The following is a 25198-nucleotide window of genomic DNA, read 5'->3' as shown; positions in this document are numbered from 1 at the left end:
TCGGGGGCGGCGGATCCCCGCCTTTGCGCGCCGCCGGTCCCGGCGGTCAGTAGCCCGCGGTCAGGGCGCCGTCGATGGCGAGGGCCGCGCCGGTGATGAACGGACTCTCGTCACTGAGCAGGAAGGCGGCGAACGCGGCGACCTCCGCCTCGTCCGCGGCGCGGCCGGTCGGCTGCTTGCCGAGGATGGCAGCGGCGGCCTCCGGGTTGCCGTCGACGACGCTGCGCCACAGCGGCGTGTTCACGAGCCCCGTCACCAGGGCGTTGACCCGTACGCCGTTCTTGGCCGCGTCGAGCGCCGTGGAGCGGGTGAGGCCCACGACTCCGTGCTTGGCGGCCGCGTAGGCCGCGGCGCCCGGGTCGCCCACCACGCCCACGACGGAGGCGTTGTTGACGATGGAGCCGCCGCCGCTGGCGACGATCGCCGGGATCTCGTGCTTGAGGCTGTGGAAGACGCTGGTCAGGTTGAGGGCGATGACGCTGTCCCAGAAGGAGGCGTCGATGTCCCCGATCGCGCCTTGGCTGTTGCCGCCTCCCGCGTTGTTGAAGGCGCCGTGCAGACCGCCGAACTCCGTGACGGCGACGTCGACCAGGTGCGCGACCTCCGCCTCGACGGTCACGTCCGTCGGGACGAACAGGGCCGTACCTCCCTCCCGGGTGATCTCCGCGGCGGCGGCCGCGCCGCGCTCCTTGTCACGGGCCCCGATGAGCACGGTCGCCCCCTCGGACGCGGCGCGCTTCGCGAAGGCCGCGCCCATGCCGGAGGTGCCTCCGGTGACGATGACGACCTTGGACTGCAGACGGTGGGACATGGATCTCCTTTCGTTGCCCGGCATGGCACGCGAAGGTCACGGGATGCCGGGGGTGGGGGTTCGCGGGGCACGGAGCCGCGGGCGTCGCCGGTTGCTCCGTCCCGCTGGTCAGTGGACGGGTGCCGGTGTTCCCTGGGCTTCCGCCCCGGCGGGGGTCGCGCTGTGACCCGGGCGGGGGGCGTTGACCGCGACGAGTGAGAACAGGGCGGACAGGAGCAGGAATCCGGTGGCCCACCAGAAGGCCGTGCTGAACCCGTGGACCAGCGCGGCATCGGTCACCGTTCGGCCGTGGCCACCGTGTCCATGGGTGGCGAGGTAGGCGGTGGTGGAGCCGGCGGCGATGGTGTTGAGCAGGGCGGTGCCGATCGAACCGCCGACCTGCTGCGAGGTGCCGACCATGGCGGAGGCGACACCCGCGTCCTGGGGGGCCACGCCGTGGGTGCCCAGGCTCATGGCGGGCATGAAGGCGGTGCCGATGCCGAGGCCGGTGATGATCTCGGCGACGGCGAGCAGGGCGTAGGAGCTGTCCGCGTCCAGCAGGGCGAGCAGGAGCACACCGATCGCGCTGACGACGTAGCCGGCGGCCATCAGCAGGCCGGGGCGCATCCTGGCGGACAGGCGGGTGCCGAGGACCATGGAGCCGAAGCCCTGTGCGACTCCCAGCGGCACGAACGCCAAGCCCGCCGCGATCGGGGAGTACCCCTTGACCAGCTGCAGGTAGTAGCTGAGGAAGAGGAACATGCCGAACATGCTCATCACGCCGAAGGCGACCGACAGGTAGGCGCCGGCGCGGTTGCGTCCGGTCAGCACGTGCAGCGGGAGGAGCGGCGACGTGATCCTGCTCTGCGTGATCAGGAAGGCCAGGAGCAGCACCACGCCGGCGAGGAGCATGGTGACGGTGAGGCCGGAGCCCCAGCCGCGGCTCTCGGCCTCGGAGAAGCCGAAGACGAGGGCGACCAGCCCGAGGGTGGCGAGGACGGCGCCGGGTACGTCGATGCGGCTGCCCTTCACCGCGTCAGGGATGTCGTGCACCACGGTGAGGGCGCCGATGATGCCGATGACGGCGAAGGGGATGTTGACGAACATCGACCAGCGCCAGTTCAGGTACTCGGTGAGGACCCCGCCCAGGAGCAGGCCGAGGACACCGCCTGCGGTGGCGATGGCCCCGTAGATGCCGAAGGCCTTGGCCCGCTCCCTGGCGTCGGTGAAGGTCAGGGAGATCAGGGCGAGTGCGGCGGGCGCGAGCAGTGCGCCGAAGACGCCTTGTCCGGCCCGGGCGACGAGCAGGGTGCCGAGGTTGGCCGCGGCGCCGCCCAGTGCGGAGGCCAGGGCGAAGCCGACGAGGCCGATGGTGAAGGTCCGCTTGCGGCCCAGCAGGTCGCCCAGGCGGCCGCCCACGATGAGCAGGCCGCCGAAGGCCAGGCCGTAGGCGGTGATGACCCATTGGCGGCCGCCGTCGGAGAAGTGCAGGGCCTGCTGGGCGGAGGGCAGCGCGATGTTCATGACGGCGCTGTCCAGGAACACCATCAGCTGGGCGATGGAGATGAAGAGCAGCGCCGCCCAGCGGCGCGGATGGGGCTGGCGTGGTGCAGACATGGCAGGGCAGTTCTCTCGTGCGGGAGGGGGTGGTGAGGGGAGCTTCGGTAGGCGGCGCCTTGTGACGGCACCGCCCCGCGGTCATGTGGGGGGGCCGGTCGGCGCGGTGTGCGGGGAGCCTCATGGACGCCGCCCCGCCCCGCCGCCGTAAGCGGACCGGGTGGTCATGTTGACCGTAACACGGAAGCGGACCGGGTGGTCATGTTGCCGGTCACAATGTGACCGGTCGGTCCGGTTGCTCTACAGTGGCCGCGGAAGAGCGGAGGAAGCCATGACGAACCCGGCAGCCAGGCCGATGCGCAGCGACGCGGCGCGCAGCAGGAAACTGCTGGTGAGCGCCGCGACCGAGGCATTCGCCGAACACGGCACCGAGGTGTCCGTGGCCCAGATCGCGGAACGGGCCGGGATCGGCAAGGGAACCGTGTTCCGGCACTTCCCCACGAAGGACGACCTTCTGGCAGCGATCGTCTGCGACAAGATGCACGCCCTCGCCGCGATCGGTGAGCGGCTCATGGAAGCCGAGGACCCGGCGGAGGGGCTGCGCGAGTTCATGAGCGCCGCCATCGAGCTGCAGGTCCAGGACCGCGCCTTCTGCCAGGTCGTCCACGGGGTGGCCGGTGATCACGACGAGGTGCGCGAGAGCCAGGAAAGGGTGAGCGCCGTCACCGACGCCCTGACCGACCGGGCCCGCCGGCACGGCGCCATCCGCCAGGAGATGACCGGGCAGGACGTCATGCTGCTCATGAACGGGATCCCCGTGACCGTCTCACGTGTGCAGACGACGCAACCGCACCTGTGGCGGCGCTACCTGCGCCTGGTCTTCGACGGCATGCAGGCCGCCGACGGACCGGCTCTGCCGGGGCCCCCGCCCCACGCCGAGACCGCGGACTGACACCGCCGGCATACGGACGACGGCCGCCGCCCCGTCCTGGGGGGGGCGGCCGTCGAGGCCGGGCGGATCAGTGGGGTGCGGCCGCCGGCTCCAGGACGAAGACCGGGATCTCCCGGTCGGTGTTCTTCTGGTACTCCGCGTAGTCGGGCCACGCCTCCACCGCACGGTCCCACCACGCGGCGCGCTCGTCACCCGTGACCTCACGGGCCGTCATGTCCTGGCGCACGGGGCCGTCCTGCAGTTCCACCCGGGGGTCGGCGACCAGGTTGTGGTACCAGACCGGGTGCTGGGGGGCGCCGCCCTTGGAGGCCACGACCGCGTAGCTGCCGTCGTGCTCCACGCGCATGAGCGGTGTCTTGCGGATCCTGCCGGACTTGGCACCCAGCGTCGTCAGGACGATCACGGGCTTGCCCCGCAGCGTGGTCCCGTCGGTCCCTCCGGAACCCTCGTACAGCTCGACCTGGTCCCGGACCCATTGCTCGGGGCTCGGCTGGTACTCACCGACCAAAGGCACGTCGTTCTCCCATCTCGGCATGCGACATCGACAACCTCAACATCCTCATCCACCCCGTACCTTCCCGGCGGCAGCCCCGCTTCGCGCCGCCGGTACGCCGGCGACCACCCGGATGGCGGCCGCGCGGCGCCACCGGGCACCGGGTCCGCCACGTCCGTTCACACAGCCGCGGCACGCGAAATCGCTCTGTCATGTTCCGACCACGCCATCCGTAACAGGCCGCCCTGAAGATCGGCGTGCACACCGGCAGATCGAGAGAGGGCGACTCATGACACAGGGGCAGCCGACAGGACTCGACCGCAGGGGATTTCTGCGCGCCGTCGGCATCACCGGCGGCGCCGGGGCGATGTTCGCCACCATGGGCGCGCTGGGGCTCGCGCCGACCGCCGAGGCGGCGGGACGCGGCGCCGACTTCCGCGCGCCGAGCGCGGCCGACTTCCACCTCACCGGACGCAGGGCGGGCAAGGTCGTCGTCCTGGGCGCGGGCCTGGCCGGGCTGACGGCCGCGTACGAACTGGGCAAGGCCGGATACGACTGTACGATCCTGGAGCCGCGCGACCGGCCCGGCGGCCGCAACTACACCGTGCGCGGCGGGGACACCCACACCGACCTCGACGGGCGTACCCAGACCGCCCGGTTCTCCCAGGGCCAGTACCTCAACGCCGGGCCGGCCCGGCTGGCCCAGTGGATGGTCACCCTCGACTACTGCCGGGAACTCGGCGTCCCCATCGAGGTCTTCACCAACGCCAACGCCGACGCGTACATCTACCACGAGTCGGCGGGCATGCCGCCCGGGCAGCCGGTGCGGTACCGCACCGCCAAGGCGGACACCTTCGGGTACGTCAGCGAACTCCTCGCCAAGGCCACCGACCAGGGCGCGCTGGACCAGGAACTGACCGCCCAGGACAAGGAGCGGCTGCTGTCGTTCCTGGAGGGATTCGGCGAGATCGGCGGACGGGCCGAGGGCTGGGCGTACACCGGCGGTGCCAACCGGGGCTTCACCACCTGGCCCGGCGCCGCCGGCACCCCCGGGAGCCTGCTCGGTGACCTGCCCACGGCCTCCGAGGTCTTCGCCTCGGGTGTCGGGCGGCACTTCGCGTTCGAGTTCGAGTACGACCAGGCGATGCTGATGTTCCAGCCGGTCGGCGGCATGGACCGGATACCCCGGGCCTTCGCCCGCGCCATCGGCGATCACCGGATCCGCTACGGCTGCCAGGCCACGTCGCTGGTGCAGTCGGCCGGCGGCGTCACCGTCGGCTACACCGACCCCACCGGACGGCAGCGGCAGGTCGAGGCGGACTACTGCGTCGCGGCCATGCCGCCCCATCTGCTCGCCAAACTGCCGCACAACCTCGGTCCCGACGTGCAGACCGCGCTCACCACCATCCGCCCCTCGTCGGCCGGCAAGATCGGCCTGGAGTACCGCAGCCGCTGGTGGGAGACCGACCACCGCATCTACGGCGGCATCACCGAGACCGACCTGGACCTGTCCCACATCTGGTACCCGTCCTACGGTCACCACGGCAAGCGCGGCGTCATCGTCGGCTACTACAACACCGGGGCGAACGCCGACGCCTACGCCGCCCTGACCCCCGCCGGGCGTGAGGCCCGCGCGGTCATGCAGGGCGTGAAGATCCACGGCGAGAAGTACCGGAGCGAGCTGGCGAACTCCTTCTCCATCGCCTGGAAGCGCGTCCGCCACCTCGAAGGCGCCTGGCACAGCATCCCGGGCGGCACCGACGCCGCCGTCTACAGACCCCTGAACGAACCCACCGGACGCGTCCTGTACGCCGGCGACTGGCTGTCCTACATGGACGCCTGGCAGCACGGCGCCATCCTCTCCGCCCGCAAGGCCGTCACCGCGTTGCACAGCCGCGCCCTGAAGGCCTGACCTCCCGTCGCCACGGGCAGAGGCGCGGGGGGGGGGGGGCCCGCCCCGCCCGCGCCCGCCCCCGGGGCCCCGCGGCGCGCTGCGCCTCGTGCGCGAGCAGCGCCACGTACAGCGAGGTGAGCTGCTCCCAGTCGTCCAGGTCGATGCCGAGCAGCGACTCGATGCTCTGCAACCGCCGGTACAGGGCGGGCCGGCTGACGTGGTGCACCTGGGCGGCGGCCGACTTGTTGCGGCCCGTGGCCAGATAGGTGCGCAGCACCTCCAGCAGCGCCGGGTTCCCCAGCAGGGGCCCCAGCTCCCGCCCGATGAAGGCCTGCAGCTCCGGCTCGTCGCGCAGCAGGCGCACCAGGCCGCGCAACCGTACGTCGCGCAGCCGGGCCACCGGTGCCCCGGGCGGGCCGGCGACCGCCGCGTCCGCCACGTGCACCGCCTCGACGAAGGAACGGCGGACCTCGTCCAGCTCCCGGCAGCCGAAACCCGCGCCGGCCACCGCGGTGCGGTGCCGCCCGGCGAGCTCCTCGTGCACCCGCACCGCCACCTTGTGCACGGCGGCGTCGGCGTCCTGACCGTACGGGATGCTCAGCAGGACCGCCGTGCCGGCGGAGCCGATCCGCGCCACCAGCCCGGCGACGCCGGGGTGCTCGGCCAGCACGTGCTCGATCAGCTCCGGCATGTCGTCCCGGCCGTCCGGCACCGCGCCGAGGGGGCGCACGACGACGGGCACGAAGGTGCGCCGGTTGACCGGGAGCCCCGCGGCGCGCACCCGGGTGACCAGCTGCTCGGGGCGGGCCGTGCCCGTCGCCAGGTCGTGCAGCAGCGACTCGGCGGCCTGGTCCTCCCAGCCCCGGTCCTGGTCACCGAGGAGGCGGTGCATGGCGAGCGCCTCGGAGGCACGGGCGCCGAGCACCCGGCCGAACTCCTCCGGACCGTGGTAGCCGAAGAGCACCAGGCGCCCCCACTGCCGGCCCCGCGCCTCCAGCGGAGCGACGACCCAGCCGTCCGGGCCGACCGTCACCGCGCCGCTGCCGGCCAGTTCGGCCACCTGACCCGAGACCCGCTCCCAGTCGCGCAGCAGGTCGTTGAGCGAGCCCTTGTCCCCGGCCGAGGCCAGCACGCGCTGCGCGAGGTTGACGACGACGGCCGGGCAGCCGCTGTGCGCCGCTATCTCGTCCAGGACCTGCTGGAGGCTGGCGCCGGAGAGGTTGAGGGCGGTCAGCGAGGAGCGCACCCGGTCGGAGAGGTCGAGCGCGGCGAACCGGCCGTGCACCAGCCGCGCGTGCACCTCCTCGGTGAGCCGCGCGAACGGTGCCGGCCGGTGCAGCACGATCAGCGGCACCCCGCAGCGCTCGGCGGCCCGGCGCATCGGCTCGGGCGTGGTGCGGAACGCCCGGCCGAGGCCCAGGACGACCGCCGCGACGTCGGCGCGCTGCATCGACTCGACGTACTCGCGCTGCGCCCGCTCGTCGCCCGCCAGCAGCAGTCCGGTGGTCAGCACCATCTCCCCGCCGCTGAGCATGACCCCGACGTCCAGCGCCTCGGCCACGTGCAGCCAGCGCACCGCGCGGTGCAGATGGGCGGAGCCGGCCACGACCTCCGGTACCCAGGGCGTCACGAGGTCGAGGTCGAGGACGTCGCGCACGGTGAGCCGCCCCGCCGCGCTCGCCGGGGGTGTGTCCGGTCTGCCGTCGCTCACGCGCCCACGCCCGTCCCTCGTGCTGCCAGGGGTGGGAGTCTAGTCACCCGCACCCCGCCCGGGGCCGGTCCGCGCGGGGATCAGAGCCCGTAGACGCGCCGGGCCGTGCCGGAGAAGACCTCCCGCCGCTCGCCGTCGTCCAGTCCGCCGGTCAGGGCGTGGGCGGTGTCGACCACCTCGGCGTAGGAGGCGGCGAGCCGGCACACCGGCCAGTCGGAGCCGAACATCAGGCGGCCGGGCCCGAAGGCGTCGAGCACGGTGTCGGCGTAGGGCGCGAGGTCCTCGGTGGTCCAGCCGTCCCAGTCGGCCTCGGTGACCATGCCGGACAGCTTGCACACGGTGTTGGGCCGCGCGGCGAGCGACCGCAGGTCGTCGCTCCATGGCCGTGTCCCGCCCTCGGAGATGGGCGGCTTGCCCAGGTGGTCGAGGACGAACACCAGCTCGGGCACGAGGCCGGCGGCGCGGGTCGCGGCCGGGAGCTGGCGGGCGAGCACCACCAGGTCGTAGACGAGTCCCGCGTCGGCCACCGCGCGCAGCCCGCGCAGCACGTCGGGACGGAGCAGCCACTCGGGGTCGGGTTCGCCCTGCACCTGGTGGCGGATGCCCACCAGGTGCTCACCGCCCGGCAGTTCGCGCAGGGCCGCGAGCCGGTCCGCGACCGCGGGGTCCGTCAGGTCGGTCCAGCCGACCACGCCGGCCACCAGGTCGCTGCCCGCGGCCAGCGCCAGGAACTCCGGGGTCTCCGCGGCCACCGTGACGGTCTGGACGAGGACGGTCGCGGTGACCCCGGCGGCCTTCGCCTCCGGCTCCAGGTCCGCGAGGGTGAAGTCGCGGCGCAGCGGGGCCAGCCGCTCCCCGGTGATCCAGTCCTGGTCGCGCACCGACAGGTCCCACAGGTGGTGGTGCGCGTCGACGATGCCCTCCACCGCGGTCACAGCTCCCACACCACCGGCAGCGGCGCCCCCGCGCCCTCGGCGGAGTAGTCGTGGGCGACCTCCAGCAGCTCCGCCATCCGCGCCTGCCAGGCGATGTTGACGGGCAGCCGTTCCAGCGCGGCGAGCATCGTCGGGTAGTCGTCGACGTCCAGCAGGTGGAAGAGGTCGCCGCCGCTGCGCCAGATCGTCCACGCGCGCACGCCCGCGCCGCGGATGGCGGCGGTCAGTTCAGCGGGCACCTCGCGGTGCGCCGCCTCGTACGCGGCGATCCGGTCCGCTCGCACCTTCGTGTGCAGGGCGACCCTCATGACACCTCCTCGTCCGGTACGGGTACGTCCGCGCGGAGCAGGCCCTCGGCGCGCAGGTCGGCCCACATCGGGGCCGGGAGCGGCAGCCGCAGCATCGCCGCGGTGTCCCGTGCCTCCTCGGCGGAGCGCAGCCCGACCAGCGTGCTCGCGACGGCGGGATGGGCCGCGGGGAAGCGCAGGGCGGCCGCGCGCAGCGGCACGCCGTGCCGGCCGGTCACCGACCGCAGGCGGCGGGCGCGGGCGAGCACCGGCTCCGGGGCGGGGGCGTAGTCGTACGTGGCGTCCTCGCCCGGCTCGATCAGCAGGCCCGAGTTGAAGGCGCCGCCGACGACCACGCTCGCGCCGCGGGCCGCCGCCAGCGGCAGCACCTCGGCCAGGCCCTCCTGTTCCAGCAGCGTGTAGCGGCCGGCCATCAGCACCACGTCGACGTCGGTGTCCCGCAGGAAGCGGGCGAGCATGGCGGTCTGGTTCATGCCGGCGCCGATCGCGCCGACCACGCCCTGCGCGCGCAGTTCCTCCAGCGCCGGGTACGCCTGCCCGAAGGCCTCCTCGGCGTGGTCGTCGGGGTCGTGGAGGTACACCACGTCGACGCGGTCCAGGCCGAGGCGTTCCAGACTCGCCTCGATGCCGCGCCGTACGCCGTCGGCGCTGAAGTCCCAGACCCGGCGCAGCCCGGCGGGCACGGCGAAGCCGTTCGCCAGGTCGTCCCCGCCCGGTCCGCCGGGCTCCAGCAGCCGCCCGACCTTGGTCGAGACGGTGTACTCGGCCCGCGGCCGGTCGCGCAGGGCGGCGCCGAGCCGGCGTTCGGACAGACCGAGCCCGTAGTGGGGCGCGGTGTCGAAGTAGCGGACGCCGGCGTCCCAGGCGGCGTCCACGGCCGCGCGGGCGGCGTCGTCGGCGACCGGGGTGAAGAGGTTGCCGATCGGGGCGGCGCCGAAGCCCACCTCGGTGACGGCGACTTCGCTGCGGCCCAGGGTGGTGGTGCGCATCGCGGTCCGGGCCCTCACTTACCGGCCGGGCGCAGCCGGAGCCCGGCCATGCCGCCGTCCACGGCGAGCGCGGTGCCGGTGACGGAGGCCGCGGCGGGGCTCGCCAGGTAGACGATGGCGGCGGCGACCTCGTCGGCGGTCACCAGACGGCCCATCGGCTGCCGGGCGTCGAGGGCGGCGCGTTCCGCCTCGGGGTCGTCGGCGGTGTCCAGCAGCCGGGCCACCCACGGGGTGTCGGCGGTGCCGGGGTTGACGCAGTTGACCCGGATGCCCTCGCGGACGTGGTCGGCGGCCATCGCCAGGGTCAGCGAGAGCACGGCGCCCTTGCTGGCGCTGTACAGCGCGCGCTGCGGCAGCCCGGCGGTGGCGGCGATGGAGCAGGTGTTGACGATCGCGGGACGGGCCGAGCGCCGCAGGTGCGGGAGCGCGGCGCGGGTGGTGCGCACCATCCCGAGCACGTTGACGTCGAGCACGCGGTGCCACTGCTCGTCGGGGTTGTCCTCGACGGTGCCCGCCGCCCCGATGCCCGCGTTGTTGACCAGGACGTCGAGGCCGCCGAGGGCTTCCGCCGCGGCGTCCACGGCGGCGCGGGTGGAGGCGTCGTCACTGACGTCGGCCTTGAAACCCGTCAGCTGCGCCGGCAGTCCGTCCGGCGCCAGGTCCAGTACGGCGACGCGGGCGCCGCGCGCGGCCAGCAGCCGCGCGGTCGCCAGCCCGATCCCGGAGGCGCCGCCCGTCACCAGGGCCCCGAGGCCCTCCAGGTCGCGCAACTCCTCGCTCATGCCGTCCCACCTTCCTGCCGTGCCCGGTCGGCCACCCAGAACGTACCGTCGGGGTAGCGGTACGCGTCGATCGATTCCGGCCTCATCTGCGCGGAGAAGCCGGGTGCCTCCGGAGCGGTGTAGTGGCCGCGGCGCATGACGACCGGCGTGGTGAAGTGCTCGTGGAGGTGGTCCACGTACTCGATGGAGCGGTCCTCGGTCGTCCCGGCCAGGGCCACGAAGTCGAACATCGACAGGTGCTGGACCAGCTCGCACAGTCCGACGCCGCCGGCGTGCGGGCACACCGGGACGCCGAAGGCGGCGGCCAGCAGCAGGATGGCCAGGTTCTCGTTGACCCCGCCGACCCGCGCCGCGTCGATCTGCAGCACGTCGATCGCGCCGGCCTGCAGCAGCTGCTTGAACACGATCCGGTTCTGCACGTGCTCGCCGGTGGCGACCCGGACCGGCGCGACCGCCTTGCGGATCGCGGCGTGGCCGAGGACGTCGTCGGGGGAGGTGGGCTCCTCGATCCAGTACGGGTCGAACCCGCCCAGCGCGGTGACCCATGCCACGGCCTCGGCCACGCCCCACCGCTGGTTGGCGTCGATCGCGATGCGCACGTCCGGGCCCACGGCGGCGCGGGCCGTGCGCATGCGCCGTACGTCGTCGCCCAGGTCGGCGCCGACCTTCAGCTTGATCTGGGTGAAGCCGTCGGCCACGGCCTGCTCGGCGAGGCGGGTCAGCTTCTCGTCGGAGTAGCCGAGCCAGCCGGGCGAGGTGGTGTAACCGGGGTAGCCGTGCTCCAGCAGCTCGGCGGTGCGCGCGGCGGCGCCCTTCCGGCCCGCACGCAGCAGTTCCAGCGCGCGCTCGGGGGTGAGGGCGTCGGCGATGTAGCGGAAGTCGACCTGGGAGACGAGCCATTCGGGCTCGGCCTCGGCCAGCAGCCGCCACAGCGGCAGGCCCCGGCGCTTGGCGGCCAGGTCCCACACGGCGTTGACGACGGCTCCGATCGCCATGTGCATCACGCCCTTCTCGGGCCCCAGCCAGCGCAGCTGGCTGTCGCCGGTCAGGTCGCGGGCCACGGAGCCGGGATCGGCGCACAGCTCCTCGACCGGCCGGCCGACGAGATGGGGGCGGAGTGCCTCGATCGCCGCGACCTGGACGTCGTTGCCCCGGCCGATGGTGAAGACGAAGCCGTGTCCCTCGTGGCCGTCGTCGGCATCGGTCCGCAGCACCACGTACGCGGCGGAGTAGTCGGGGTCCGGATTCATCGCGTCCGAACCGTCGAGCTCCCGTGAGGTGGGGAAGCGGATGTCGTGGGTGTCGATCGCGGTGATGCGGGCGGAGGTTGCGGACAAGTGGCTGCCTTTCACGCTCGGCCTGGCCAAGACATCGGAGGTCTCGCGCCACGGTGACTCTAGGCCTCCGGGACGGGGCTGGCAATCCATTCCTCGGATGTCTCGTCCCTCGAACTCCATTCGATCGTGTCCGTATAAGGGGTTGTCAGGGTCGCGGGACGGACTTACCTTCCTGTCGTCCGGGATACCTCGGATGAATCGCCCCGGCTTACCCGGACAGGGAGAACACGGCATGAAGCCCGCCCGCACGCGCTCCACCGCCGCGATCGCCGCGGCCGTTCTCGTCACGGCCGCGCTCGCCACCGCCTGCAACCGCGGCAGCACCGGCACCGCCGCCGGCTCCGGCGACGACAAGCCCGCCATCGGCATCGACCTGCCGCGCTCGGACTCCGACTTCTGGAACTCCTACGCGCAGTACGTCGAGAAGGGCATCGAGGACGACGGCCTGAACGCGCTGCCGCGGAGCAACTCGCAGAACGACATCACCAAGCTCGTCGCCAACGTCCAGGTCTTCCAGAACACCGGGGCCAAGGCCGTCGTCATGGCCCCGCAGGACACCGGTGCCATCGCCTCCACCCTCGACACCCTCGCCGGCAAGAAGATCCCCGTGGTCAGCGTGGACACCCGCCCCGACAAGGGCGACGTCTACATGGTCGTCCGCGCCGACAACAAGGCGTACGGCACCAAGGCCTGCGAGTTCCTGGGCGGGCAACTGGGCGGCAAGGGCAAGGTCGCCGAGTTCCAGGGCGCCCTGGACTCCATCAACGGCCGCGACCGCTCCGAGGCGTTCGCGGCGTGCATGAAGGAGAAGTTCCCCGGCATCACGGTCTTCGAGCTGCCCACCGACTGGAAGGGCGACGTCGCCTCCGCCAAGCTGCAGAGCCTGCTCGCCCAGCACCCCGACCTGAACGGCATCTACATGCAGGCGGGCGGTGTCTTCCTGCAGCCGACGCTGGCCCTGCTCAAGCAGAAGGGCCTGCTCAAGCCGGCCGGGCAGAAGGGCCACATCAGCATCGTCTCCAACGACGGCATCCCGCAGGAGCTGGACGCCATCCGCAAGGGCGAGATCGACGCCACCGTCTCCCAGCCCGCCGACCTCTACGCCAAGTACGCGCTGTACTACGCCAAGGCCGCCGCGGAGGGGAAGACCTTCAAGGCGGGCCCCACCGACCACGACTCGACGATCATCAGCATCCCCAACGGCCTGGAGGACCAGCTCCCCGCGCCGCTGGTGACCAAGGAGAACGTCGACGACAAGGCCCTGTGGGGCAACAACATCGGCTGACCGTCCGTCCGCACCCGAAGAACGGAAGACCACCATGGCGGACCCCGCCACCGCGCCGCCGGCCGTGGCCGAGGCGACCGGGATCAGCAAGCGGTTCGGCGCCACCGTGGCGCTGCGCGACGCGGGCATCTCGGTCGCCCCGGGCGAGTCGCACGCCCTCGTGGGCCGCAACGGCGCCGGCAAGTCCACCCTCGTCGGCATCCTCACCGGCCTCCAGCAACCCGACGGCGGCACCCTGCGCTTCTCGGGCGAACCGGCGCCCTCCTTCGGCGACACCGACGCCTGGCGCTCCCGGGTCGCCTGCGTCTACCAGCGCTCCACCGTCATCGGCGACCTCTCCGTCGCCGAGAACCTCTTCCTCAACCGGCAGAGCCCCGGCGCGCTGCGCCCCATCCGGTGGACGGCACTGCGCCGCCGTGCGGCCGAACTGCTCGGCGAGTACGGGGTCGACATCGACCCCGCCGCACGCGCCCGCGACCTCAGCGTCGAGCAGCGGCAGTTCGTCGAGATCGCACGCGCCCTGTCCTTCGGCGCCCGCTTCATCATCCTCGACGAGCCCACCGCCCGGCTCGACGCCCGCGGCATCACCCGGCTCTTCGACAAGCTCCGCGACCTGCAACGGCAGGGTGTGGCGTTCCTCTTCATCTCGCACCACCTGCAGGAGGTCTACGACCTCTGCACCACCGTCACCGTCTACCGGGACGCCCGCCACATCATCACCGCCCCGGTGGCCGAACTGGACCACGACGCCCTGGTCGAGGCGATGACCGGGGAGAGCGCCGCCGCGCCCGCGGCGGGCGCCCCGGTGGCCGGCCGGGCGGCGGCCACCGGGGGTGCGCCGCTGCTGGACGTGACCGGCCTGACCCTGCGCGGCGCCTACGCGGACGTCTGTCTGGAGGTCCGCGCCGGCGAGGTCGTCGGCCTCGCCGGGGCCACCGCCAGCGGCAACGTCCGGCTGGGGGAGACCCTCGCCGGGCTGCACCGCGCCGACGCCGGGCGGATCACCGTCGCGGGCCGGGAGGTGCGCGGCTCCGGCGTCCCCGCCGCCCTGGCCGCAGGGGTGGGCCTGGTTCCCGAGGACCGCCACCACCAGGGCCTGGTCGGCACGCGCAGCGTGGCCGAGAACGCCACCCTCACGGTCACCGACCAGCTCGGGCCGTTCGGCACCGTACTGCCCTCGCGGACCCGCGAGTTCGCCGAGCGCATGATCAAGGACCTGGACATCAGGACACCGGGCGCGGCGACCTCCGTCTCCGCGCTCTCCGGCGGCAACCAGCAGAAGGTCGTGGTCGCCCGCGCCCTGGCCACCGACCCCCATGTGCTGGTCGCGGTACGGCCCACCAACGGGGTGGACGTGCGGTCCAAGGAGTTCCTGCTGGGCAGGATCCGCAAGGTCGCCGACGACGGCCGGGCGGCGCTGGTCGTCTCCGACGAGCTGGACGACCTCAGGGCGTGCGACCGGATCGTGACGATGTTCCACGGCCGGGTGGTCGCGGAGTTCGGCCGGGGCTGGCGTGACGAGGACCTGGTCGCCGCCATGGAGGGCGTGGCCGCCCGTCCCGTGCAGGAGCGGGACACCGAGCAGGGAGAGGAAGAGGAAGGGTAGCCATGTCCACCACCACTGACGTCACCGAGCCGCCGGTGCCCACCGCCGAGGCGGCCGCGGCCGGGACGCCGCGCCGCGTACCGGGCGGGATCGCCCGTTTCCGCGAACTGTCCCTCGTCCCCGCCATCCTGGTGCTGGGCGTCATCGGCTTCATCGTCTCGCCGGCGTTCCTCACCTCCGACAACCTCATCGGCGTCGCCCAGCAGTCCACCGAACTCAGCCTGCTCGTGCTGGCCCAGGCGCTGATCCTCATCGCGGGACGGATGGACCTGTCGCTGGAGTCCACCATCGGCGTCGCGCCCGTCATCGCCGTCTGGCTCGTCCTGCCCTCCTCGGGCGGCCGCTTCACCGGACTGGAACTGCTGCCGGTCTGGACGGCGATACCGCTGTGCCTGCTGGTGGGCGCGCTCATCGGCGCCGTCAACGGCTTTTTCATCCTCAAGCTGCGGCTGAACGGCTTCATCGTCACCCTCGGCGCGCTCACCATGCTGCGCGGGCTGCAGATCGCCATCTCCGAGGGGCGTTCCATCGTCGAGCTTCCGGCCTCCTTCACCTACCTCGGCCACGCGTCCTGGGCCGGGGTGCCCGCCGCGATCTGGGTCTGCGCCCTGCTCTTCGCGGTCGGCGGCTGCGCGCTCGCCTGGCTGCGGCACGGCCGGGCGCTGTACGCGATCGGCGGCAACCCCGAGGCCGCGCGCACCGCGGGCATCCGGGTCGACCGGATCACCTGGGTGGTGCTCATCGTGGGCGGCGTGCTCGCGGCCTTCGCGGGCGTGCTCTACAGCGGGCACTACGGCTCGATCTCCGCGGACCAGGGCAGCGGCTGGATCTTCCAGGTCTTCGCCGCGACCGTCATCGGCGGGGTCAGCCTCAACGGCGGCCGCGGCACGCTCTTCGGGGCGCTGACCGGTGTCCTCACCCTGCAGCTCGTCGTCAACGTGATGACCCTGGCGGGCGTGCCCCCGCTGTGGAACCAGTTCCTCAACGGGGCCATCATCATCGTCGCCCTGATCATCTCCCGCTTCGCCTCGGGCGAGAAGCAGGAGTGAGGCCGCGGGACGGGGGCCGGCGGGATCAGTAGTAGCCCTCGACCGGGACACGGGCCTCGTCGTACAGGGCCGGGCCGTCCTGCGGCACGTGCGGGAAACCGGCCTTGGCGGCGGGCGACTTGAGCCCGGTGAGCTGGTCGGTGGACAGGGCGTAGACGACCCGGCCCAGGCCCGAGCGCTCGATGGCGCCCGCGCACATCCCGCAGGGCTGGCAGCTGGTGTAGAGGGTGGTGGCGGCCGCGGTGGCCGGATCGAGCTCCCGGGCCGCCCACCGCGCCAGCTTCAGCTCGGGGTGGGCGGTGATGTCGTCGTCGCTCAGGCTGCTGTTGCGGTCCTCGGCGAGCACCGCGCCGTCCGGCCCGGCCAGCAGCGAGCCGAAGGGCGGGTTGCCGGACGCGCGGGCCTCCGCGGCCAGTTCGACCGCCCGGCGCAGCAGCCGGGTCGTCATCTCGTCGGTCATCGTCACTCCGTTCGTGAGCGGTGGGCGGCGACGGCCGCGAGCGCCTGCCACGCCGTCTGCGGGCGCAGGATCTCGCGGGGGTCGCCGTTGAAGGGGTCCAGGACGACGGTGTCCGCGCCGAGCGCCCGCAGTCCGTCGAGGTCGGCGGTGATCTGGTCGAGGGTGCCCTCGCCGGCGAGCCGGTCCGGCCCGGTCACCGGCTCCGCTGTGAGCCGCAGCGCGATGCGCGGCGTGAGGGCGGGGAGGGGCCGCCCCTGCTCGCGCGCCTGGGAGGCGAGGTCGCCGACGGCCTCGCGCAGCCAGGGCAGGGTGAACCGCAGCGGATGCCACGCGTCACCGACGCGGACCGCCCGCCGGCGTCCCGCCGCGCTGTTGCCGCCGATCCAGAGCGGCACGGGGCCGCCGGCGTAGTCCGCCTCGTCCTTCCAGGCCTCGCGCAGTGCCGTCAGATACTCGTCCGTCAGCGCGCCGCGCCGTTCGTAGGGGACGCCGAGCGCCGCGAACTCCTGCCGCGCCCAGCCGACGCCCACACCGAGCACCAGCCGCCCGCCGCTGAGCGCGTTGAGGTTCGCGGCCATCCGCGCCGTCAGCAGTGGATGCCGGTACGGCAGGATCAGCACCGTCGTCCCCAGCCGGATCCTGTCGGTGACGCCCGCGAGCCAGGACAGGGTGGTGAAGGGCTCGTAGAAGGGCGCCGGGTACTGCTCCGCCACGTCCGGCGTCACCACGACGTGGTCGGAGACCATCAGCAGGTCGAAGCCGAGACCCTCCACCGTCCGCGCCCAGTCGCGCAGCACGCCGGGGTCGGTTCCGGACCCGAAATTGGGGACGTTCACGCCGATTCGCACTCCGTCAGGCTATCCAGCCGCAGGTCCCGCCCGGAAGGTATTCCTCGCGGTGTGGGCGGCCCCCGGCCGTGGATCCGCCGGTATCTTCGCCGTATGGCCGAGAATCTCGACGCGACCGACTGGACGATCCTCACCGAGCTGCAGCGCGACGGGCGAGTCCCCTTCACCGAACTGGCCCGCCGGGTGAGCCTCAGCGCCTCCGCGACCACCGAGCGGGTCCGCCGGCTGGAGACCCTGGGCGTCATCACGGGCTACCGCGCGGAGGTCGACCTCGGCAAGGCCGGCTACCCGGTCCTCGCGGTCGTCCGCCTGAAGTACCCCGGCAGCCGGCACGAGCCCCTGCACCGGCTGCTCGCGGAGCGTGCGGAGATCCTGGAGTGCCTGCGCACCACCGGGGAGGAGTGCTACGTGCTGAAGGTCGCCGCCGCGTCCATGGGCCACCTGGAGGAAGTCATGGACGAGCTCGCGCAGTTCGGGAGCGTGACGACCAGTGTGGTCTACCGGCAGACCCTGCCGTACCGGGGTCCCGGCGGCGCTCCTTCCGGCATGCTGTGAGCGTGGAGTCTACGAAGGTCGTCGAAGAGCTGTGGCAGCGGATCCAGGCGCGCGACTGGGCCGGTGCCGGTGAACTGATCGCCGAGGACGCCGTGGTGGAGTGGCCCGTGAGCGGCGAGCGCATCGTCGGCAGGGCCAACTTCCTCGCCGTCAACAGGGAGTACCCGGAAGGCTGGTCGATCCGCGTCCTGAGGGTCGTGGCCGACGGCGACCAGGCCGTCTCGGAGGTCGAGGTGCCGCACGTGGACCTCGGGCTCTTCCACGCGGCGTCGTTCTGGACCGTCCGCGACGGGCGGATCGTCGCCGGACGTGAGTACTGGACGAGCGCGGGCGCCGACCCGCGCCCGGAGTGGCGCGCCCGCTACGTCGAGCCGATGTAGCGGGCGCGCGCCCTCGTACCGGGCTGGACGGTCAGCCGCCGATCGCCGGGTCGCTGGTGCTCTCCCGGCCCGTCTCGACGTGGCCGGCCAGCCGGCGCCGGAAGGTGCCGTCGTGGTCGGAGGTCACCGACAGGTCGTACCAGCCGTGGCTGCGGTGCGTCTCGGCCACGTGCACGACACGGGCGCCCGGACGCAGCCGGTGGGACGCCGGCTTGTGCTCGCCGTAGCCGTCGCTGACCGTGAGTGTGACCGTCGAGTGCCCGTGGTTGGTCAGGACCAGGCGCACGGCGCCGCTCCCGCCGTCGTGGCGGGCGCTGACCTCGGCACCCGCCGCCGCGGCCCGGCCGGCGAACCGGCGCAGGAAGCCGCCCGGGCCGTGCACGGTGAGGTCGTAGTCGCCGTGGGCGCCCGCGGCGACGTTCCAGGCGCCGGTGAGCGAGTGCCCCGACCCGACGGTGTACGTCCACGGACCGGAGGCGTCCGTCGTGGAGGTGACCAGGAAACCGGCGCCGGCCTCGCCATGGGAGGCGAACTCGATCCGCAGCGAGCCCGCGGCGCTGATCCCGCCGTCCGCCGCGAGGTCGTACGGGACGGGCCGCGCGGGGCGCAGACCGCGCTCCTGACGGGGCAGCGAGCCCTTCGCGGGAGGGACCGGCGAGTAGTCGGGGTGACGGTCGCCGTCCGGCGGGAGGTAGCCGTCGGTGTCGGGCAGCCGCGGGGTGCGGCTGTCCTTGTGCCGGAAGTCGAAGGCCGTCGTCAGATCGCCGCAGACGGCGCGGCGCCAGGGGGAGATGTTGGGCTCGGCCACGCCGAAGCGGCGCTCCATGAACCGGATGATGGAGGTGTGGTCGAAGGTCTGCGAGCAGACGTAGCCGCCCTTGCTCCAGGGGGAGACGACGAACATCGGGACGCGCTGGCCCAGCCCGTACGGACCCGCCGGGCGCCCGCTGTCGCCGGCGTACACGTCGCGGGTGACGTCGACGGTGGAGCCGCCCTGCGCGGACGAGCCGGCCGGGAACGGCGGCACGACGTGGTCGAAGAACCCGTCGTTCTCGTCGTAGGTGATGAACAGCGCGGTCCTGCTCCACACCTCGGGGTCGGAGGTGAGCGCGTCGAGGACCTGCGAGATGTACCAGGCGCCGTAGTTGGCGGGCCAGTTGGGGTGCTCGGTGAAGGCCTCGGGGGCCACGACCCAGGAGACCTCCGGCAGCTTCCCGGCCTTGACGTCGGCGCGCAGGATGTCGAAGAAGCCCTCGCCCTTGCGGGCGTCGGTGCCGGTGCGTGCCTTGTCGTACAGGGGGTCGCCGGGCTTGGCGTTGCGGTACTGGTCGAAGTACAGCAGCGAGTTGTCGCCGTAGTTGCCGCGGTAGGCGTCCTCGATCCAGCCCCAGCCGCCCGCGGCGTCCAGGCCGTCGCCGACGTCCTGGTAGATCTTCCAGGAGACCCCGGCCTTCTCCAGCCGCTCGGGATACGTCGTCCAGGAGTAGCCCAGTTCGTCGTTGCCGAGGACCGGGCCGCCGCCCTTGCCGTCGTTGCCGGTGTGGCCCGTCCACATGTAGTAGCGGTTGGGGTCGGTGGAGCCCATGAAGGAGCAGTGGTAGGCGTCGCAGATGGTGAAGGCGTCGGCGAGCGCGTGGTGGAACGGGATGTCCTCGCGGGTCAGGTGCGCCATCGTCGTGGCGGACTTGGCCGGGATCCACTGGTCGTACCGGCCCTTGTTGAAGGCGGCCTGGGTGTCCTTCCACCCGTGCGGCAGGTCCTCCAGGAAGGCCAGACCGAGGTCGTCGGCGTCCGGGTGGAAGGGCAGCACCTCCTTCGTGCCGTCCGACTGGTGCCAGACCGGCTTGCCGCTCGGCAGCGTCACGGGGTGCGGGTCCCCGAACCCCCTGACACCGCGCAAGGTGCCGAGGTAGTGGTCGAAGGAGCGGTTCTCCTGCATCAGGACCACGATGTGCTCGACGTCCTTGAGGGAACCGGTCTTCCTGTGCGCGGGTATCTCCGCCGCGCGGGCGATGCTGGTGGACAGCGCGGTCAGGGCGGCCGTGCCGCCCGCCAGTTGCATGAACCTTCTGCGGTCAAGGGCGTTCATGAAGGGCCTGTCTCCCGGAAGATGCGATGGGCCGTCGGATGTGCGGAGCCGTCAGCTTCCTCAACTTGTCCGAACAAGTGGGGGCCAGTACACGAACCGTTCGGGAAACCTGCCCCAACCGGGCCGCGGTCGGCGGCGCCGTGACCAGGGCCTGCCGAGCCGCTGGGGGCGTGCGGGGAGAGCGTGCACACTGAGCCCATGAACCGTCTCGAACGCTGGGAGCAGCAGACCAGGGCGCCGCTGCTCGCCCTGGCCGTGGTGTTCGGCGCCGCCTACGCCCTGCCGATCCTGGTGCCGGCCGCCGACCCCGCGCTCATCACCACCGCGCACTGGACGGAGCGCACGGTCTGGGCCCTGTTCGCCGCCGACTACGCGGTCCGGCTGGGCCTGAGCGAGCGGCGCTGGGAGTTCGTCAGGCGCCAGCCGCTCAGCCTGGCGGTGGTCGTCCTCCCGCTGCTCCAGCCGCTGCGCCTGCTGCGGCTGGTCTCCGCGCTCTTCCTGGTCGGCCAGCGGGTGCGGATGGCGGCGCAGGTGCGCCTGACGACGTACGTCGTCGGTGCCGTGCTCGGGCTGCTGGCGTTCGGGTCGGTCGCCGTCCTCGAGGTCGAGCGCAACTCCCCGCACGGCAACATCCGCACCATCGGCGACGCCCTGTGGTGGTCCTTCACCACGATGACGACCGTGGGCTACGGGGACCACGCCCCCACCACCGGCGTCGGCCGGCTGATCGCCGTCGGGCTGATGCTCTCGGGCATCGCCCTGCTCGGTGTGGTCACCGCCAACATCGCGGCCTGGTTCCTGGCCCGCTTCCAGGAGGACGAGGAGGAGAACCGGCGCGTGCAGGAGGTCACGGAGGAACTGCTGCGGGAGGTCCGTGAGCTGCGCCGCCAGGTGGCCGACCTCACACAGGCCACGGCCGCCGCCCGCGCCGGGGCGTCCGGAGGCGTGTCGAACAGCGCCGTCGAACAGAGCGTCGAATAGAGCATCGCGTCCGAACGGATCAAGGGCGCACGGGAATGGGCTAGGTCACAGGTGTGCCCCCTGCTGCTCACCTGCTCACGGGCACTAACCTCTGAGCATGACGGTCCTGCCTGATGACGGGCTTTCTCTGGCCGCCGAATTCCCGGATGCGACCCACGAGCAGTGGCGGCGCCTCGTAGAGGGCGTCCTGCGCAAGGCGGGCAAGGACGTCTCGGGTCAGGCGGCGGAGGACGCGCTGTCCACCACCCTCGAAGACGGGCTGACCACGCGCCCGCTGTACACCGCGCCCGACGCGCCCGACGCCTTCGGCGACCGCGTCGGCCTCCCCGGCTTCGCGCCCTTCACCCGGGGCGGCGCCCCGGCGGGCGGCGTCCTCGGCGGCTGGGACGTGCGCCAGCGCCACGCGCGGCCCGACGCGGCCCGCGCGAACGAGGCGGTGCTCGCCGACCTGGAGAACGGCGTCACCTCCCTCTGGCTCGTGCTGGGCGACGCCGGGCTCCCGGTGTCCGCGCTCGGCGCGGCCCTGGACGGCGTCTACCTCGACCTCGCCCCGGTCGTGCTCGACGCGGGCGCGGACTTCGAGGCCGCCGGGCAGGCGCTGTTCGCGCTGTACGACGAACGCGGCGTGTCCCGTCAGGCGGCGCGCGGCAACCTCGGCGCCGACCCCCTCGGCCATGTCGCCCGCACCGGTGACGCGGACGCGCTCGCCGCGCGGACCGCCGCCGCCGCGGGGCTGGCCCGCCGGGCCCACGAGCGGTACCCAGGGCTGCGCGCCCTGACCGTGGACGCCCTGCCGTACCACGAGGCGGGCGGCTCGGCCGCCGAGGAACTCGGCGCCTCCCTGGCCACCGGTGTGGCCTACCTGCGGGCGCTCACCGAGGCCGGCCTGCCGGTCGACGCGGCCTGCGGTCAGCTGGAGTTCCGCTACGCCGCCACCGCCGACCAGTTCCTGACGATCGCCAAGCTGCGCGCCGCGCGCCGGCTGTGGGCCCGCGTCGCGCAGGTTTGCGGCGCGACCGCGACCGCGGCGGGGCAGCGCCAGCACGTCGTCACCTCGCCGGTGATGATGACCCGCCGCGACCCGTGGGTGAACATGCTGCGCACCACCGTCGCCACGCTCGGCGCCGGTGTCGGCGGCGCGGACTCGGTCACGGTGCTGCCCTTCGACCACGCGCTGGGCCTGCCCGACGCCTTCGCGCGCCGCATCGCCCGCAACACCTCCACCATCCTCCTGGAGGAGTCCCACCTGGCCCGGGTCGTCGACCCCGCCGGCGGCTCCTGGTACGTGGAGCGCCTCACCGACGAGCTCGCCGGGGCCGCCTGGGCCTGGTTCCAGGAGCTGGAGCGCTCCGGCGGACAGGCCGCGGCCCTCGCCTCCGGCCTGGTCGCCGACCGCCTGGCCGCGACCTGGGCCAAGCGCGCCCAGGCGCTGGCCAAGCGCCGTGAGCCGATCACCGGCGTCAGCGAGTTCCCGCTGCTGTCCGAGGCACCCGTCGTGCGCGACCCGGCCCCGGCGGCGCCCTCCGGAGGCCTGCCGAAGGTCCGCCGCGACGAGGCCTACGAGAACCTGCGCGCCCGCTCGGACGCCCACCTGGCCGCGACCGGGTCCCGCCCGAAGGTCTTCCTGGCCGCCCTCGGTCCCGCCGCCGCGCACACCGGCCGCGTCACCTTCGCCGCCAACCTCTTCCAGGCCGGCGGCGTCGAGCCCGTCCACGACCCGGTGACGGTCGACGCCGCGACGGCGGCCGAGGCCTTCGCCCGCAGTGGTGCGCAGATCGCGTGCCTGTGCTCCAGCGACGCGCTGTACGAGGAGCGGGCCGCGGACGTCGCCGCGGCGCTGAAGGCCGCGGGCGCGGGCCGGGTGTTCCTGGCCGGGCGTCCGGGCGAGCACGAACAGGCCTACACGGCGGCCGGCGTCGACGGCTTCGTCTTCGCGGGCGGCGACGCGGTCGCCGTCCTGACCTCCGTTCTCGACCGGATGGGAGTGGCGTGATGCGGATCCCGGACTTCTCGGAGATCGAGCTGGGACCGGGCGCCGGGAACGGCGCCACCGAGGAGCAGTGGCGCGCCGCGGTCAAGGAGACCACCGGCCGCGGCGCCGAGGACCTGGTGTGGGAGACGCCCGAGGGCATCGGCGTCCAGCCGCTCTACACCGGCCGCGACCTGGAGGGCCTGGACTTCCTGGGCACCTACCCGGGCATCGCGCCGTACCTGCGCGGCCCGTACCCGACGATGTACGTCAACCAGCCCTGGACGATCCGGCAGTACGCGGGCTTCTCCACCGCCGAGGAGTCCAACGCCTTCTACCGGCGCAACCTCGCCGCCGGCCAGAAGGGGCTGTCGGTCGCCTTCGACCTGCCGACCCACCGCGGCTACGACAGCGACCACCCGCGCGTCACCGGCGACGTCGGCATGGCGGGCGTCGCCATCGACTCCATCTACGACATGCGGCAGCTCTTCGACGGCATCCCGCTGGACCGGATGACCGTGTCGATGACGATGAACGGCGCCGTGCTGCCGGTGCTGGCGCTCTACATCGTGGCCGCGGAGGAGCAGGGCGTACCGCCCGAGAAGCTGGCGGGGACCATCCAGAACGACATCCTCAAGGAGTTCATGGTCCGCAACACCTACATCTACCCGCCGAAGCCCTCGATGCGGATCATCTCCGACATCTTCGCGTACACCTCGCAGAAGATGCCGCGCTACAACTCGATCTCCATCTCCGGCTACCACATCCAGGAGGCCGGGGCCACGGCCGACCTGGAGCTCGCCTACACCCTCGCCGACGGCGTGGAGTACCTGCGCGCCGGGCTCGGTGCGGGCCTGGACGTCGACGCCTTCGCGCCGCGGCTGTCGTTCTTCTGGGCGATCGGCATGAACTTCTTCATGGAGGTCGCCAAGCTGCGCGCGGCCCGTCTGCTGTGGGCCAAGCTGGTCAAGCAGTTCGAGCCGGCGAACGTGAAGTCCCTCTCGCTGCGCACCCATTCGCAGACCTCCGGCTGGTCGCTGACCGCGCAGGACGTCTTCAACAACGTCACGCGCACCTGCGTGGAGGCGATGGCCGCCACCCAGGGCCACACCCAGTCGCTGCACACCAACGCCCTCGACGAGGCGCTGGCGCTGCCCACCGACTTCTCCGCGCGCATCGCCCGCAACACCCAGCTGCTGCTGCAGCAGGAGTCGGGCACCAACCGGGTCATCGACCCCTGGGGCGGCTCCGCGTACGTGGAGAAGCTGACGTACGACCTGGCGCGGCGCGCATGGCAGCACATCCAGGAGGTCGAGGCCGCCGGGGGCATGGCGCAGGCGATCGACGCGGGCATCCCCAAGATGCGCGTCGAGGAGGCCGCGGCCCGCACCCAGGCGCGCATCGACTCCGGCCGGCAGCCGGTCATCGGCGTCAACAAGTACCGGGTGGACAGCGACGAGAAGATCGAGGTCCTCAAGGTCGACAACTCCTCCGTGCGCGGCCGGCAGATCGCCAAGCTGCGCCGGCTGCGCGAGGAGCGCGACGAGGCCGTCTGCCAGGACGCGCTCGCCGCGCTGACCACCGCCGCCGAGCGCGGCGCGGGTCAGGGCCTGGAGGGCAACCTGCTGGCGCTCGCGGTGGACGCGGCCCGCGCCAAGGCCACCGTGGGCGAGATCTCCGACGCCCTGGAGAAGGTGTACGGCCGGCACGCCGGGCAGATCCGCACGATCTCCGGTGTGTACCGGAACGAGGCAGGGGAGTCGCCGTCCGTGGACCGCACCCGCGCGCTGGTCGACCGCTTCGAGGAGGCGGAGGGCCGCCGTCCGCGCATCCTCGTCGCCAAGATGGGCCAGGACGGTCACGACCGCGGGCAGAAGGTGATCGCCACCGCCTTCGCCGACCTGGGCTTCACGGTGGACGTCGGGCCGCTCTTCCAGACCCCCGCCGAGGTCGCCCGGCAGGCGGTGGAGGCCGACGTGCACATCGTCGGTGTCTCCTCGCTCGCCGCCGGCCACCTCACGCTGGTGCCCGCGCTGCGCGAGGAACTGGCGGCCGAGGGCCGGGAGGACATCATGATCGTGGTCGGCGGCGTCATCCCGCCGCAGGACGTCCCCGAACTGCTCGGCATGGGCGCGGCCGCGGTCTTCCCGCCCGGCACCGTCATCCCCGACTCGGCGTACGACCTGGTCACGCGGCTGGCCGCCGCGCTCGGCCACGAACTGTGAGCC

Annotated in this window: 22 protein-coding genes; 10 read left to right on the top strand and 12 right to left on the bottom strand. The window is 73.0% G+C overall.

Annotated features, from left to right (window positions below; translation table 11 throughout):
* Positions 1-46: 46 nt before the first annotated feature.
* Complete coding sequence (locus tag ACFV3E_RS30625) at positions 47-811, bottom strand: SDR family NAD(P)-dependent oxidoreductase (protein ID WP_500537615.1); 765 nt, start codon at positions 809-811, stop codon at positions 47-49.
* A gap of 108 nt (positions 812-919) precedes the next feature.
* The gene (locus ACFV3E_RS30620; protein ID WP_500537614.1) at positions 920-2407 is read right to left on the bottom strand and encodes an MFS transporter; all 1488 of its coding nucleotides are present in this window, start codon (positions 2405-2407) and stop codon (positions 920-922) included.
* A 271-nt stretch (positions 2408-2678) separates the two neighbouring features.
* Here ACFV3E_RS30620 and ACFV3E_RS30615 point away from each other — a divergent pair, with 271 nt between their 5' ends.
* Positions 2679-3299, top strand: a complete 621-nt coding sequence (locus tag ACFV3E_RS30615) for a TetR/AcrR family transcriptional regulator (RefSeq protein ID WP_500537613.1) — start codon at positions 2679-2681, stop codon at positions 3297-3299.
* 67 nt (positions 3300-3366) lie between these two features.
* On the opposite strand, the gene ACFV3E_RS30610 is transcribed toward ACFV3E_RS30615, so the two are convergent.
* Positions 3367-3813: a nitroreductase family deazaflavin-dependent oxidoreductase gene (locus ACFV3E_RS30610; protein ID WP_500372334.1), complete on the bottom strand. Its 447-nt coding sequence runs from the start codon at positions 3811-3813 to the stop codon at positions 3367-3369.
* Positions 3814-4081: 268 nt separating this feature from the next.
* Between ACFV3E_RS30610 and ACFV3E_RS30605 the strand changes: the two genes are divergently transcribed.
* Positions 4082-5704 carry a flavin monoamine oxidase family protein gene (locus ACFV3E_RS30605; protein WP_500537612.1) on the top strand — a complete coding sequence of 541 codons (1623 nt, stop codon included), beginning with the start codon at positions 4082-4084 and terminating at the stop codon, positions 5702-5704.
* Here the strand turns inward: ACFV3E_RS30605 and ACFV3E_RS30600 are convergent.
* From ACFV3E_RS30600 to ACFV3E_RS30575, 6 genes are all read right to left on the bottom strand, one after another.
* On the bottom strand, positions 5670-7397 hold the full coding sequence (locus tag ACFV3E_RS30600; RefSeq protein ID WP_500537611.1) for a PucR family transcriptional regulator: 1728 nt from the start codon (positions 7395-7397) through the stop codon (positions 5670-5672). The genes ACFV3E_RS30605 and ACFV3E_RS30600 overlap by 35 nt on opposite strands.
* 80 nt (positions 7398-7477) lie before the next feature.
* Entirely contained in the window at positions 7478-8332 is an 855-nt protein-coding gene (locus ACFV3E_RS30595) for an amidohydrolase family protein (RefSeq protein WP_500537610.1), read from the bottom strand.
* Positions 8329-8640, bottom strand: a complete 312-nt coding sequence (locus ACFV3E_RS30590) for an L-rhamnose mutarotase (RefSeq protein ID WP_500537609.1) — start codon at positions 8638-8640, stop codon at positions 8329-8331. Before ACFV3E_RS30590 ends, ACFV3E_RS30595 begins: the two co-directional genes overlap by 4 nt.
* The gene (locus ACFV3E_RS30585) at positions 8637-9629 is read right to left on the bottom strand and encodes an aldo/keto reductase (protein ID WP_500537608.1); all 993 of its coding nucleotides are present in this window, start codon (positions 9627-9629) and stop codon (positions 8637-8639) included. The genes ACFV3E_RS30590 and ACFV3E_RS30585 overlap by 4 nt, the downstream gene beginning before the upstream one ends.
* A 14-nt stretch (positions 9630-9643) precedes the next feature.
* Positions 9644-10411 carry an SDR family NAD(P)-dependent oxidoreductase gene (locus tag ACFV3E_RS30580; protein WP_500537607.1) on the bottom strand — a complete coding sequence of 256 codons (768 nt, stop codon included), beginning with the start codon at positions 10409-10411 and terminating at the stop codon, positions 9644-9646.
* Entirely contained in the window at positions 10408-11748 is a 1341-nt protein-coding gene (locus tag ACFV3E_RS30575; RefSeq protein ID WP_500537606.1) for an enolase C-terminal domain-like protein, read from the bottom strand. Before ACFV3E_RS30575 ends, ACFV3E_RS30580 begins: the two co-directional genes overlap by 4 nt.
* Before the next feature lie 232 nt (positions 11749-11980).
* Between ACFV3E_RS30575 and ACFV3E_RS30570 the strand changes: the two genes are divergently transcribed.
* From ACFV3E_RS30570 to ACFV3E_RS30560, 3 genes are read left to right on the top strand one after another with little or no spacing between them, the layout of a single operon-like run.
* Positions 11981-13033, top strand: a complete 1053-nt coding sequence (locus tag ACFV3E_RS30570; RefSeq protein WP_500537605.1) for a sugar ABC transporter substrate-binding protein — start codon at positions 11981-11983, stop codon at positions 13031-13033.
* Positions 13034-13067: 34 nt separating this feature from the next.
* Positions 13068-14639 (top strand): sugar ABC transporter ATP-binding protein, encoded by a 1572-nt coding sequence (locus ACFV3E_RS30565; protein ID WP_500537604.1) that lies wholly within the window; start codon positions 13068-13070, stop codon positions 14637-14639.
* Between the two features lie 2 nt (positions 14640-14641).
* Positions 14642-15688, top strand: coding sequence for an ABC transporter permease (locus ACFV3E_RS30560; protein WP_500537603.1), 1047 nt, complete (start codon positions 14642-14644; stop codon positions 15686-15688).
* A gap of 25 nt (positions 15689-15713) precedes the next feature.
* On the opposite strand, the gene ACFV3E_RS30555 is transcribed toward ACFV3E_RS30560, so the two are convergent.
* Together ACFV3E_RS30555 and ACFV3E_RS30550 are read right to left on the bottom strand one after the other, a co-directional pair.
* On the bottom strand, positions 15714-16148 hold the full coding sequence (locus tag ACFV3E_RS30555; RefSeq protein WP_499510654.1) for a nucleoside deaminase: 435 nt from the start codon (positions 16146-16148) through the stop codon (positions 15714-15716).
* Positions 16149-16150: 2 nt separating this feature from the next.
* Complete coding sequence (locus ACFV3E_RS30550; protein WP_500537602.1) at positions 16151-16996, bottom strand: TIGR03619 family F420-dependent LLM class oxidoreductase; 846 nt, start codon at positions 16994-16996, stop codon at positions 16151-16153.
* 93 nt (positions 16997-17089) lie between these two features.
* On the opposite strand from ACFV3E_RS30550, the gene ACFV3E_RS30545 reads away from it, so the two are divergent.
* The gene (locus ACFV3E_RS30545) at positions 17090-17551 is read left to right on the top strand and encodes an Lrp/AsnC family transcriptional regulator (protein ID WP_500537601.1); all 462 of its coding nucleotides are present in this window, start codon (positions 17090-17092) and stop codon (positions 17549-17551) included.
* 2 nt (positions 17552-17553) lie between these two features.
* Positions 17554-17931, top strand: a complete 378-nt coding sequence (locus ACFV3E_RS30540) for a nuclear transport factor 2 family protein (protein ID WP_500537600.1) — start codon at positions 17554-17556, stop codon at positions 17929-17931.
* A 31-nt stretch (positions 17932-17962) separates the two neighbouring features.
* Here the strand turns inward: ACFV3E_RS30540 and ACFV3E_RS30535 are convergent, their stop codons facing one another.
* Positions 17963-20020 (bottom strand): phosphocholine-specific phospholipase C, encoded by a 2058-nt coding sequence (locus ACFV3E_RS30535; protein ID WP_500537599.1) that lies wholly within the window; start codon positions 20018-20020, stop codon positions 17963-17965.
* 198 nt (positions 20021-20218) lie between these two features.
* On the opposite strand from ACFV3E_RS30535, the gene ACFV3E_RS30530 reads away from it, so the two are divergent.
* The 3 genes from ACFV3E_RS30530 to scpA all read left to right on the top strand — a co-directional run bounded on the left by ACFV3E_RS30530 (position 20219) and on the right by scpA (position 25195).
* A complete protein-coding gene (locus tag ACFV3E_RS30530; RefSeq protein WP_500537598.1) occupies positions 20219-21001 on the top strand; it encodes a potassium channel family protein in 783 nt (260 codons plus the stop codon).
* A gap of 97 nt (positions 21002-21098) precedes the next feature.
* Complete coding sequence (gene mutA, locus ACFV3E_RS30525; protein WP_500537597.1) at positions 21099-22994, top strand: methylmalonyl-CoA mutase small subunit; 1896 nt, start codon at positions 21099-21101, stop codon at positions 22992-22994.
* Positions 22994-25195, top strand: coding sequence for a methylmalonyl-CoA mutase (scpA, locus tag ACFV3E_RS30520; protein ID WP_500537596.1), 2202 nt, complete (start codon positions 22994-22996; stop codon positions 25193-25195). Before mutA ends, scpA begins: the two co-directional genes overlap by 1 nt.
* Positions 25196-25198: the final 3 nt, after the last annotated feature.

Origin of the sequence: Streptomyces sp. NPDC059718 (genome assembly GCF_042733315.1) — a bacterium.
Classification (GTDB): Bacteria; Actinomycetota; Actinomycetes; order Streptomycetales; family Streptomycetaceae; genus Actinacidiphila.
Note: the sequence above shows the minus strand (reverse complement) of the source record. Positions and strands in the feature narration are given on the sequence as shown.

What these genes read in the sequence shown, in the direction of transcription:
- ACFV3E_RS30545 (WP_500537601.1), top strand. Translation starts at nt 17,090, where the DNA reads ATGGCCGAGAATCTCGACGCGACCGACTGGACGATCCTCACCGAGCTG.
- ACFV3E_RS30560 (WP_500537603.1), top strand. Translation starts at nt 14,642, where the DNA reads ATGTCCACCACCACTGACGTCACCGAGCCGCCGGTGCCCACCGCCGAG.
- ACFV3E_RS30530 (WP_500537598.1), top strand. Translation starts at nt 20,219, where the DNA reads ATGAACCGTCTCGAACGCTGGGAGCAGCAGACCAGGGCGCCGCTGCTC.
- ACFV3E_RS30625 (WP_500537615.1), bottom strand. Translation starts at nt 811, where the DNA reads ATGTCCCACCGTCTGCAGTCCAAGGTCGTCATCGTCACCGGAGGCACC.
- ACFV3E_RS30565 (WP_500537604.1), top strand. Translation starts at nt 13,068, where the DNA reads ATGGCGGACCCCGCCACCGCGCCGCCGGCCGTGGCCGAGGCGACCGGG.
- ACFV3E_RS30570 (WP_500537605.1), top strand. Translation starts at nt 11,981, where the DNA reads ATGAAGCCCGCCCGCACGCGCTCCACCGCCGCGATCGCCGCGGCCGTT.
- scpA (WP_500537596.1), top strand. Translation starts at nt 22,994, where the DNA reads ATGCGGATCCCGGACTTCTCGGAGATCGAGCTGGGACCGGGCGCCGGG.
- ACFV3E_RS30615 (WP_500537613.1), top strand. Translation starts at nt 2,679, where the DNA reads ATGACGAACCCGGCAGCCAGGCCGATGCGCAGCGACGCGGCGCGCAGC.
- mutA (WP_500537597.1), top strand. Translation starts at nt 21,099, where the DNA reads ATGACGGTCCTGCCTGATGACGGGCTTTCTCTGGCCGCCGAATTCCCG.
- ACFV3E_RS30605 (WP_500537612.1), top strand. Translation starts at nt 4,082, where the DNA reads ATGACACAGGGGCAGCCGACAGGACTCGACCGCAGGGGATTTCTGCGC.
- ACFV3E_RS30620 (WP_500537614.1), bottom strand. Translation starts at nt 2,407, where the DNA reads ATGTCTGCACCACGCCAGCCCCATCCGCGCCGCTGGGCGGCGCTGCTC.
- ACFV3E_RS30555 (WP_499510654.1), bottom strand. Translation starts at nt 16,148, where the DNA reads ATGACCGACGAGATGACGACCCGGCTGCTGCGCCGGGCGGTCGAACTG.
- ACFV3E_RS30585 (WP_500537608.1), bottom strand. Translation starts at nt 9,629, where the DNA reads ATGCGCACCACCACCCTGGGCCGCAGCGAAGTCGCCGTCACCGAGGTG.
- ACFV3E_RS30580 (WP_500537607.1), bottom strand. Translation starts at nt 10,411, where the DNA reads ATGAGCGAGGAGTTGCGCGACCTGGAGGGCCTCGGGGCCCTGGTGACG.
- ACFV3E_RS30590 (WP_500537609.1), bottom strand. Translation starts at nt 8,640, where the DNA reads ATGAGGGTCGCCCTGCACACGAAGGTGCGAGCGGACCGGATCGCCGCG.
- ACFV3E_RS30535 (WP_500537599.1), bottom strand. Translation starts at nt 20,020, where the DNA reads ATGAACGCCCTTGACCGCAGAAGGTTCATGCAACTGGCGGGCGGCACG.